The organism is Candidatus Rokuibacteriota bacterium (assembly GCA_016209385.1).
In the GTDB taxonomy this organism is placed as follows: Bacteria; Methylomirabilota; Methylomirabilia; order Rokubacteriales; family CSP1-6; genus JACQWB01.
Genome location: JACQWB010000202.1, coordinates 1 through 9761 on the forward strand (window position 1 = coordinate 1; position 9761 = coordinate 9761).

Below are 9761 nucleotides of genomic sequence, written 5' to 3' on the forward strand. Positions count from 1 at the left end.
GTGTTTCCCTCGGCCGCGCCGGCGGCCCCAATCAGCCCTCGGAAGATCGGGCCCGCTGGCTCACGAGCCCCGGATCGCGGCTTTCCCGTGCTATTTCGGTCGTGCGGCCACATCATCCTGGGCGAAGATCCGAAACGGCTGCCGGGCCCCTTCGGCCCTTGACATCGTTGGCGGACAGGCTTAGCTTGGAGGCGCCTTTCACGTTCCTCTGCCGGCTCGCGTAGCCCTGAGGACCCGTTGCCGAGCGTGCCAGTCGCCGGCGACGTTTTTGCTTCGGGCTGATCTTTCGGGCCTCGCGCGGCGGGGGGCCTGCCTGACGGCAGGGCCGGCCCTGCCACGCTCGAACAACACCCAAAGGAGGTGGGAGCCTTGAAACGAGCGGTCAAGATGACGATCAATGGGGTCGCTTACTCCCACGAGGTAGAGCCACGGCTCCTCCTGGTTCACTACATCCGGGACGTGGTTGGCCTGACCGGGACCCACATCGGCTGTGACACGAGCCAGTGCGGCGCCTGCACGATCATCCTGAACGGCATGGCCGTGACGTGCTGCACCCTCTTTGCGGTTCAGGCCGACGGCGCCGAGATCCTCACCATCGAGGGGTTGGCCAAGGACGGGCAGCTCCACCCGATCCAGGAGGGGTTCTGGGAGAAGCACGGGCTCCAGTGCGGCTACTGCACGCCGGGCATGATCCTGGCCGCCTACCAGCTCCTCCAGCGCATGCCGAACCCGACCGAGAGCGAGATCCGCCACAACCTGGAGGGGAACCTCTGCCGGTGTACCGGCTACCACAACATCGTGAAGGCGATCCAGTACGCGGCGCAGAAGATGGCCGGCAAATAAGCCCCGGAGGCGAGCGCAGAGGGGAATGCCATGACGACAGCAACCAGGCTCTTTGGCTCCTCGATCAAGCGCCGGGAGGATCCCCGGTTTATCACCGGCAAGGGAGCGTTCGTGGACGACGTCAAGCTCCCGGGCATGACTTACGCCGCCTTCGTGAGGAGCACCCACGGCCACGCCCGGATCAAGGGCATCAACACGTCGAAAGCCAAGGCGGCGCCCGGGGTCGTCGCCGTCTTCACGGGGCAGGACGTGAAAGCCAATCCGCTTCCGTGCGGGTGGCTCCTGCCCGGGATCAAGGTCCCGCCGCGGCCCGTCCTGGCCCAGGGGAAGGTCCGCTACGCGGGCGAGCCCGTGGCCATCGTGATCGGCGAGAGCGCCTACGCCGCCAAGGATGGCGCCGAGCGGGTGGAGGTCCAGTACGAGCCGCTCCCGGCCATAACCAACTGCCAGAAGGCGCACGCGAAGGGAGCCCCGCAGCTCTTCGACGACGTCCCCGAGAACCAGTGCTTCGACTGGTCCATCGGAGACAAGGCGAAGACCGATCAGGCGTTCCAGGGCGCGGCCACCGTGGTGAAGCAGCGCCTGGTGAACCAGCGGCTGATCCCGAACGCCATCGAGCCGCGCGCCTGCGTGGCGAGCTACTCGCCCGCGACCGCGGATCTCACGCTCTGGGTTACCTCCCAGAACCCCCACGTCCACCGGCTCCTGATGGCGGCCTTCGTCCTCGGGCTGCCGGAGCACAAGGTGCGCGTGATCTCCCCCGACGTCGGCGGCGGCTTCGGCTCGAAGATCTTCCTGTACAACGAGGAGGTCGCAGCCTCCTGGGCATCGAAGACGCTGGGGCGCCCGGTCAAGTGGACCGCCGAGCGGCGCGAGAGCTTCTTGAACGATGCCCACGGCCGGGACCACATCACCGAAGCCGAGATGGGTTTCGCCAAGGATGGCAAGATCCTGGGGCTGCGGGTGAAGACCCACGCCAACCTCGGGGCCTATCTCTCGACATTCGCCCCCCTGATCCCCTCGTTCCTCTACGGCCCGCTGCTCTCCGGCGTGTACGTGATCCCGAACATCTTCTGCCAGGTGTGGGGCGTCTTAACCAACACGGCGCCCGTGGATGCCTACCGCGGCGCTGGCAGGCCGGAGGCGACGTACCTGCTCGAGCGGCTGATGGACCTGGGCGGGAAAGCGCTCAACCTGGACCCGGCGGATCTTCGGAAGACAAACTTCATCCCTGCCGACAAATTCCCTTACCAGACCCCGGTCGCCTTCGTCTACGACAGCGGCAACTACGGTCCGGCCCTGGATAAGGCGTTGGAGATGGTCGGCTACAGGCAGCTCAGGGCCGAGCAGGAGAAGGCGCGGAAGAACGGCCAGTACATCGGGATCGGCATCAGCACCTACATCGAGGCCTGCGGCCCCGCGCCCTCAGCGGTGGCCGGTTCGCTGGGCGCCCAGGCCGGGCTCTGGGAGAGCGCGACGGTCCGCGTCCACCCGACCGGCACGGTGACGGTCTACACGGGCTCCCACGCCCACGGCCAGGGACACGAGACCACGTTCGCCCAGCTCGTCGCCGATGACCTCGGGATCCCGTTTGAAACCGTGGAGATCGTCCACGGGGATACCGGGGCGATTCCGTTCGGCATGGGCACCTACGGAAGCCGGAGCGCCGCCGTCGGAGGGAGCGCCATCTTTGTGTCCCTCCAGAAGATCAAGGAGAAAGGGCGCAGGATCGCGGCCCACCTGCTGGAGGCGGCCGAGAGCGACGTGGTCTACGAGGGCGGCAAGTTCTTCGTCAGGGGCTCGCCGGACCGATCCAAAGCCTGGGGTGAGGTGGTGCTCATGGCCTACCTGGCCCACAACCTCCCGCAGGGGATGGAGCCGGGGCTCGAGGCGACGAGCTTCTACGACCCGGCCAACTTCACGTTCCCGTTCGGCGCCCACGTCGCCGCGGTGGAGGTGGACCCCGAGACCGGAAACGTCAAGATCCTTCGGTACGTGGCGGTGGACGACGTGGGGAAGGTCATCAATCCCATGATCGTCGACGGGATGGTGCACGGCGGGATCGCCCAGGGCGTCGCCCAGGCGCTCTGGGAGTGGGGAGCGTACGACGACAACGGCCAGCTCCTGGCCTCCACCATGATGGAGTACGCGCTGCCGAAGGCTGACCAGCTCCCCATGTTCGAGACCGCCCGCACCGTCACGCCGACGCCGGTGAACCCCCTCGGCGTCAAGGGTGCCGGGGAAACCGGCACCATCGCGTCCACGCCCGCCATCGTCAACGCGGTGATCGACGCGCTGGCACCGCACGGGGTCACCCACATCGACATGCCACTGACGCCTGCCCGGGTCTGGGCCGCGGTCCAGGCCAGCAAGGCCAAGCGATAGGGGGGGATGCCATGTATCCGGCTGAGTTCGACTACCACACCCCATCCACCGTCCAGGAGGCGATCTCCCTTCTCGGCCGGTTCAAGGACGACGCCAAGCTCCTCGCCGGGGGCCACAGCCTGGTCCCGATGATGAAGCTCCGCCTCGCCCAGCCGAAGCACCTGGTCGATCTCAGGAAAGTCCCGGGGCTCTCCGGAATCAGAGAGGACGGCGGGAGCCTGGTCATCGGGGCCCTCACGACCCACTACCAGGTGGAGTCGTCGGCGTTGCTCAAGCAGAAGTGCCCGTTGCTGCCGGAGACGGCCGGTCAGATCGGCGATCCCCAGGTCAGGAACCTGGGAACCGTCGGCGGGAGCCTCGCCCACGCGGATCCCGCCTCGGATTACCCGGGGGCCGTCATTGCGCTGGGAGCCGACCTCGTCGCCGAGGGCCCGAAAGGCAGGCGGACGATCAAAGCCGACGACTTCTTCAAGGGGCTTCTCACCACTGCGCTGCAACCTGATGAAATCCTGGTGGAAGTTCGTTTCCCTGGTTGGCCGGCAGGGACCGGGATGTGCTACATGAAGTTCCCCCATCCCGCTTCGCGGTTTGCCGTGGTCGGAGTCGCCGCGGTCGTCAGCGTTGACGGAAAGGGTACGTGCGCCAAGGCGGGTGTCGGGGTGACCGGCGCGGGGACCAAGGCGGTGCGCGCCAAGGGAGTCGAGGCGGCGCTGAGCGGGAAGGCCCTGGACGCGACAACGATCCAGGCCGCCGCCGACAAGGCACCCGACGGCGTCGATGTCCAGGCCGACCTCCAGGGATCGGTCGAGTACAAGACCCACCTCCTCAAGGTGTACTGTCGCCGCGCTCTCGAGGCCGCGGTCGCGCGCGCGCGGAAATAACCGCGGGCGGCGACAGCGGCCCGATCATTGGCCAGGAATTTCGAGCACAGATTCCTGGCCAATGAGTTTTAGGGGGGCTCTCACGCCGCCGGCGCCCCGCGCCGAAGGCGGCCAGGGTCCGCTCGCGGACCGGATCCTCCGCCGAAACCTCCTGGCGCTGGGCGCCGACCTGGGGCTTTTCCTCGTCGGCCTGTCCTTTGCCTCCCAGGCGACGATCCTGCCGGCGTTCGCCGTGCACCTCGGGGCCCCGAACGTCGTCATCGGCGCGATTCCGGCGGTGATGACCGTCGGCTGGTTCCTCCCGTCGCTGTTCGCCGCCGGATACACCGAGGCGCTCCCGCGGAAGCTCCCGTTCGTCCTCCGCTGTACGGTCTGGGAGCGGCTCCCCTTCCTGTTCCTCGCGCTGGCAGCGTTCTTCCTCGCCGAGCCGGCGCCGGCGTTCACCCTCGGTCTCCTCCTGACGATGCTCCTCGTGATCACGGGCGTGGGGGGAGCGCTCATGCCGGCCTGGATGGACATCGTGGGACGGGCGATCCCGACAACCCTCCGGGGGCGGTTCTTTGCGGTGGCGAGCATCCTCGGCAGCGCGGGAGGGTTCGCGGGCAGCTTCGCGACAACGCACGTCCTGAGCGTCTTCCCGGCGCCGGCCAGCTACGGGCTCTGCTTTCTGATCGCGGCCTTCTTCATGGGGTGCTCCTACGCCGCCCTGGCCTGCGCGCGCGAGGCCGTCGCCGCGCCGCGACCCCCGGCCGTGCCCCTGAAAGCGTACCTCACCCGCATCCCCGGCTTGCTCCGGCGGAACCGGAACCTGGCCTGGTTCCTGATTGCGCGGGCGTTCAGCGTGCTGGGAGTCATGGGGAGCGGCTTCTACACCGTGTACGCGCTCCAGGCGCACGGGGCTCCGACCTCGCAGGTCGGCGTGTTCACAGCTATCCTCCTGGCGGGCCAGACGGTGGGAAACCTCGTGTTCGGCTGGATCGCCGACCGGGCCGGCCACCGGCTTGTCCTGATGGCGGGCGTGGCCGCGGCGACCGTGGCCAACCTGGTTGCGATGGCTGCGCCATCGGCGGAGGTCTTCGGCGCGGTGTTCGGCTTCGCGGGCGTGTACGTGGCGGCGATCCACGTCTCCGGTCTCGCCGTGCTTCTCGAGTTCGCCCCGGCGGAGGACGAGCAGCCGACCTACGTGGGTCTCGGGAACACGTCGTTGGGCCCGATCATGTGCGCGGCGCCGCTGGCGGCGGGGCTGATGGTGGATGCCCTGGGGTTCGAGCTCGTGTTCGCAGCGGCCGCCGCCTTCGGCGCCACCGCCCTGGGGCTTCTGATCGGGCGTGTGCGCGACCCCCGCCACGTACGGGCGCTGGCGGCATGATCGCCGGAATCGTCCTGGCCGCAGGGCTCGCGCGCCGGATGGGTCGGTCGAAGCTCCTCCTGGACTGGGGTGGGAGGCCGGTCATCCGGCGGGCGGTCGAGCAGGTCCGCGCCGGGGGCGTCGACGAGGTGATCGTCGTCGTTGGCCCGGAGGACGCGGCGATCCGGCAGGCGCTGTCCGAACTGCCGGTGCGCTTTGTGCAGAACCCCGCCCCCGAGACGGGGCAGGGGAGGTCCATCGCCTGCGGCGTGGCTGCTCTCGGACCCGGGGTGCAGGCCGTGCTGATTGCCCTCGGCGACCAGCCCACGCTTCCGCCAGAGGTGATTCCCCAGCTTCTCCAGACCTACAGGCAGACGGGAAAGCCGATCGTGGCGCCCGTGTACCGGGGGGTTCAGGGGAACCCGGTCCTCTTCGCCTCGAGCGTCTTCGCCGAGCTCCGGGAGTTGACCGGCGACCGGGGGGCCCGCGGACTGCTGGAACGAGACGCAGGCCGGTTGGCCTTCGTCGCCTTCGATCTCCACATGCCGCCGGACCTGGACACGCCGGGGGAATACGAGCGCCTCCGCCCACCGGACGCGCGGGTGTAAACTATACGGGTGGTTCACGTCCCTGCCGAGGAGCCCATGCGCGACGAGATCAGGAAAATCCAGGAGCTGATGGAAGCCGCGGAGTACGTGACCGACGCTCCCATCGCGACGTCGGTGCATCTTGCGATGAGCCTCCGGAAGCCGCTCCTGATCGAGGGTCACGCCGGGGTCGGCAAGACGGAGGTGGCGAAGGTGCTGGCGCGGGTGCTGGGGACCAACCTGATCCGGCTCCAGTGCTACGAGGGGCTCGACCAGGCCAGCGCGCTCTACGAGTGGAACTACCCGAAGCAGCTCCTCCGGATCAAGCTCGAAGAGAGCGCCGCCCACACGCTCGAGCAGAAAGAAGCGGTGATCTTCTCCGAGCCTTTTCTGCTCAGGCGCCCCCTGCTCCAGGCCATCACCCAGGACGGCCAGGCCCCGGTGCTGTTGATCGACGAGGTAGACCGATGCGTCGCGGCCAGAACCCTGATCGTCAGCACGGCGGGGGTCAAGACGGCCGAAGAAATCAGCCCTGGCGATGAGCTGTTAAGCTTCGATCCCGAGGAGTTTCGGGTGACTCGCGCCCGGGTCAAGAAGGTCATTCCTAGAGAGACCTCGAGCATCCTCCGGGTCCTGGTCGGCGGCCGGTTTCTTGAAGCCACTCCGGAGCACAGGTTCGTTCGGTATTCGGATACCGGGTATGAGGTGGTTCAGGCCTCAGGATTGAAGGTGGGCGACCGGTTGCCACTGTACAAGGCCTTTCGTCCTGCACCGACCGATGAACTCCGCTTCGACTTCTTCGACAATATTGTCAAGCTGACGGAGGCAGGCAAGCGCCTGCTTCACTCGACGTACAAAGCCTCAGGGAAGACTTATGCGCAGATTTCCGAGACCATCGGAATATCCCGAACTCACCTGCGTAACGTGATTCAACCACGGTCCTGCCGGGGTTCATTGCGAGCGGCGGTACTCGAGAAGCTCGCGTCCGGGTTGGGCCTGAACGGCCAGATGGCCAGACCTGAGCACGCTCGGGGCCTTCGCGTTCGCCAATCGGTGCCCTTCTATGAGCTGCTCGGATACATCGTTGCTGATGGTTGCTTCACGAGTGCCCGCCTCTCTATTGCGGACAAAGACAGAAGGAACCTCGAAATCTACGCGCAAAAGTTCCAGGAAGCGTTTGGCGATCTTCCCCGGATTCGAAAGGGGCCGCACCGCAACTATGAGCTGACCTATCACTCGCTTCCGCTCGGGCGATTTCTCCGACGGGTGCTGAGCGCTGGAATGGCCCGGAGCCGGGACCGGACCGTTCCGAGCTTTGCGTTCTCACTTCCAGCGGAGAAACGCGCGGCCTTCGTGCGAGGATTTTTTGACGGGGAAGGATGGGTGAGCGATCACCAGGTCTCGGCGGTGTCTTCGTCGGTGTACTTGCTTGTCGGGATCCAGCATTTGCTCAGTTCCGTCGGCGTGGACAGCCACATTTCGAGGGGCCGCTGGCACCCACGGAATTTTGGCACGGGCCCGTTTTTTGCCCTGACCATCTCAGATGTTCGTGCTTTCGCCGAGACCGTTGGCTTTTGCTCGCTTACCAAGAAGAGTCTCGTCGAGAATTGTCGAGCTCATGCGTTCACACGGACCGAGACATTGCCGAGGACCAGCGTCATCAGTACCCTGAACCTGCTTCGCGCACGCACGGTCCTCCATGGGGTTCCGTCCCATCAGACAGTGTATGACGTTCTTGCCGGCCGGATTCGGCCCAATGTTTCGTCACTGCGGCGGGTCGCTGGCGCGTTTGATTTCCCGGAGCTTCAGGACCTTGTAGGCCGCGGAATCGTTCTCGGCGAAGTGACATCGATTGAGGCGGTTGAGGCTCGTCAAACCGTCTACGATTTCGTGCTCGAAGGGCATCCGTACTTCGTCACAAATCAGGTGGTGACGCACAACTGCGACGAAGAATTCGAGGCCTTCCTCCTCGAGGTGCTTTCAGAGTTCCAGGTGACGATTCCCGAGATCGGCACGATCCGGGCGACCCAGCCGCCCTATGTGGTGCTCACCTCGAACCGCTCGCGGGAGCTGTCCGACGCCCTCCGCCGGCGCTGCCTCTACCTCTGGATCGACTACCCGTCGTTCGACAAAGAGGTGCGCATCGTCCAGCGCAAAATCCCGGAGATGAACGCGCGGCTCGCCCGCCAGGTCTCCAAGTTCATGGAGACGATTCGCCAGGCGCGCCTCTCGAAGGTGCCTGGGGTGGCGGAGACCCTGGACTGGGCTCAGGCTCTGATCACGCTCCACGCTGACCATCTGGACGAGACCCTGGTGGCCGAGACCCTGGGCTGCGTGCTCAAGGATGCCGAGGACATGAAGCGCTTCAAGCAGGAGCTCGGAAGCTCGGGCCTGGCTCGGTTTCTCCCGCTCGAAGGGTAACGACTCGACTTGACGTCCACACCCCCGCTGCCCCGCGACCTCGTGACCGCCACGCTCTCATTCTGCAGGCTCCTGCGCCGGCACGGGCTGCCCGTGACGGTTGGCGAGGCCACCGACGCCGTGCGGGCGCTCGAGCGCCTGGATCTCGCCGACCGCGCGGAGGTGTACCTCGGGCTCCGGTCGGTGCTGATGTCGCGGATCGAGGAGCAGCCCGCGTTCGACCGGTGCTTCGAGGCTTTCTGGAAGGAGCACCGTGAAGCCGTCCCCGTGATGGACGGGCTCCTGGCGACGGCTCCGGCGGAGCCTCCAGCCTCCGCGTCGGGGACGCTCAGGGTAGCGGGACAGAAGCGGGAGGGGGTGGCGCTGGAGGCGTGGATCGGGGAGGACGAGGCGTCGGAGAGCGAGCCGTTGGGCGTGCCGGGGATGAGCGATCGCGAGTACCTGATGGAGCAGGACTTCTCCGGCTTCCCGGCTGACCAGCTCGACGAGCTGGCGCGGCTGACGGTCCTGATCGCGCGCCGGCTCGCCCGGCGCATCAGCCGCCGTCGCCGGCCGACGCGTCGGCGCGGCGTCGTGGACCTCCGGCGGACGATCCGTGCCAATCTCACCCGGGGCGAGCTGATCGAGCTCCGCCGGAAGGAGCGGAAGCGGCGCAAGGTGCGCCTGGTCCTGCTGTGCGACATCTCGGGTTCCATGGACCTGTACAGCCGCTTCCTCCTCCAGTTTCTGTACGCCCTCCAGAACGTGTTCGGACGCGTCGAGACGTTTACGTTCTCAACGCGCCTCACCCGCATCACGGATTACCTGAAGGGGGCATCGTACCGCCAGGTCCTGCGCCGCCTCGGCGACGTCCGCGACTGGTCGGGCGGGACGCGGATCGGTGAGTGCCTGGCCGATTTCAACCGGGAGTGGAGGAGTCGCTTCCTGGACCGCCACACGATCGTCGTGGTGCTCTCCGACGGCTGGGACACCGGCGACCCGGAACTTCTGGCCGGCGAGCTTCTGAAGATCAAGCGCCGGGCCGGCCAGCTGCTCTGGCTTAACCCGCTCCTCGGCAACCCCGCCTATCAGCCGCTGACGCGGGGGATGGCCGCGGCGCTCCCCATCCTGGACCGCTTCGCTCCTGCCCACAACCTCCAGAGCCTCCGCGACCTCGCGAGCCAGCTCCGCCTCTAGGACAATCGGAGGGGGACACCCACGCCTTCGGCGTGGGTACCCGGGCCCCCTCCGAGGCCTCCCCCAGGAATGGTGGTTCGAGCCGAGGGGCTGCCGACGAGCCGCAGGCGAGGAGAGCCA

At 67.0% G+C, this 9761-nt stretch carries 7 protein-coding genes; all 7 read left to right on the top strand.

Annotated features, from left to right (window positions below; translation table 11 throughout):
- Positions 1–387: 387 nt before the first annotated feature.
- A complete protein-coding gene (locus HY726_14630; GenBank protein ID MBI4610232.1) occupies positions 388–843 on the top strand; it encodes a (2Fe-2S)-binding protein in 456 nt (151 codons plus the stop codon).
- Between the two features lie 30 nt (positions 844–873).
- A complete protein-coding gene (locus HY726_14635) occupies positions 874–3228 on the top strand; it encodes a molybdopterin-dependent oxidoreductase (protein MBI4610233.1) in 2355 nt (784 codons plus the stop codon).
- Positions 3229–3239: 11 nt separating this feature from the next.
- Positions 3240–4109: a xanthine dehydrogenase family protein subunit M gene (locus HY726_14640; GenBank protein ID MBI4610234.1), complete on the top strand. Its 870-nt coding sequence runs from the start codon at positions 3240–3242 to the stop codon at positions 4107–4109.
- A gap of 61 nt (positions 4110–4170) precedes the next feature.
- The gene (locus tag HY726_14645) at positions 4171–5478 is read left to right on the top strand and encodes an MFS transporter (GenBank protein MBI4610235.1); all 1308 of its coding nucleotides are present in this window, start codon (positions 4171–4173) and stop codon (positions 5476–5478) included.
- Positions 5475–6065: a nucleotidyltransferase family protein gene (locus HY726_14650; GenBank protein MBI4610236.1), complete on the top strand. Its 591-nt coding sequence runs from the start codon at positions 5475–5477 to the stop codon at positions 6063–6065. Before HY726_14645 ends, HY726_14650 begins: the two co-directional genes overlap by 4 nt.
- A gap of 36 nt (positions 6066–6101) precedes the next feature.
- Positions 6102–8465 (top strand): AAA family ATPase, encoded by a 2364-nt coding sequence (locus HY726_14655; GenBank protein MBI4610237.1) that lies wholly within the window; start codon positions 6102–6104, stop codon positions 8463–8465.
- A 9-nt stretch (positions 8466–8474) separates the two neighbouring features.
- A complete protein-coding gene (locus HY726_14660) occupies positions 8475–9641 on the top strand; it encodes a VWA domain-containing protein (GenBank protein ID MBI4610238.1) in 1167 nt (388 codons plus the stop codon).
- Positions 9642–9761 lie beyond the last annotated feature (120 nt).

Coding starts and splice junctions, on each gene's coding strand:
- HY726_14630 (MBI4610232.1), top strand. CDS start 388: ATGACGATCAATGGGGTCGCTTACTCCCACGAGGTAGAGCCACGGCTC.
- HY726_14635 (MBI4610233.1), top strand. CDS start 874: ATGACGACAGCAACCAGGCTCTTTGGCTCCTCGATCAAGCGCCGGGAG.
- HY726_14640 (MBI4610234.1), top strand. CDS start 3,240: ATGTATCCGGCTGAGTTCGACTACCACACCCCATCCACCGTCCAGGAG.
- HY726_14645 (MBI4610235.1), top strand. CDS start 4,171: ATGAGTTTTAGGGGGGCTCTCACGCCGCCGGCGCCCCGCGCCGAAGGC.
- HY726_14650 (MBI4610236.1), top strand. CDS start 5,475: ATGATCGCCGGAATCGTCCTGGCCGCAGGGCTCGCGCGCCGGATGGGT.
- HY726_14655 (MBI4610237.1), top strand. CDS start 6,102: ATGCGCGACGAGATCAGGAAAATCCAGGAGCTGATGGAAGCCGCGGAG.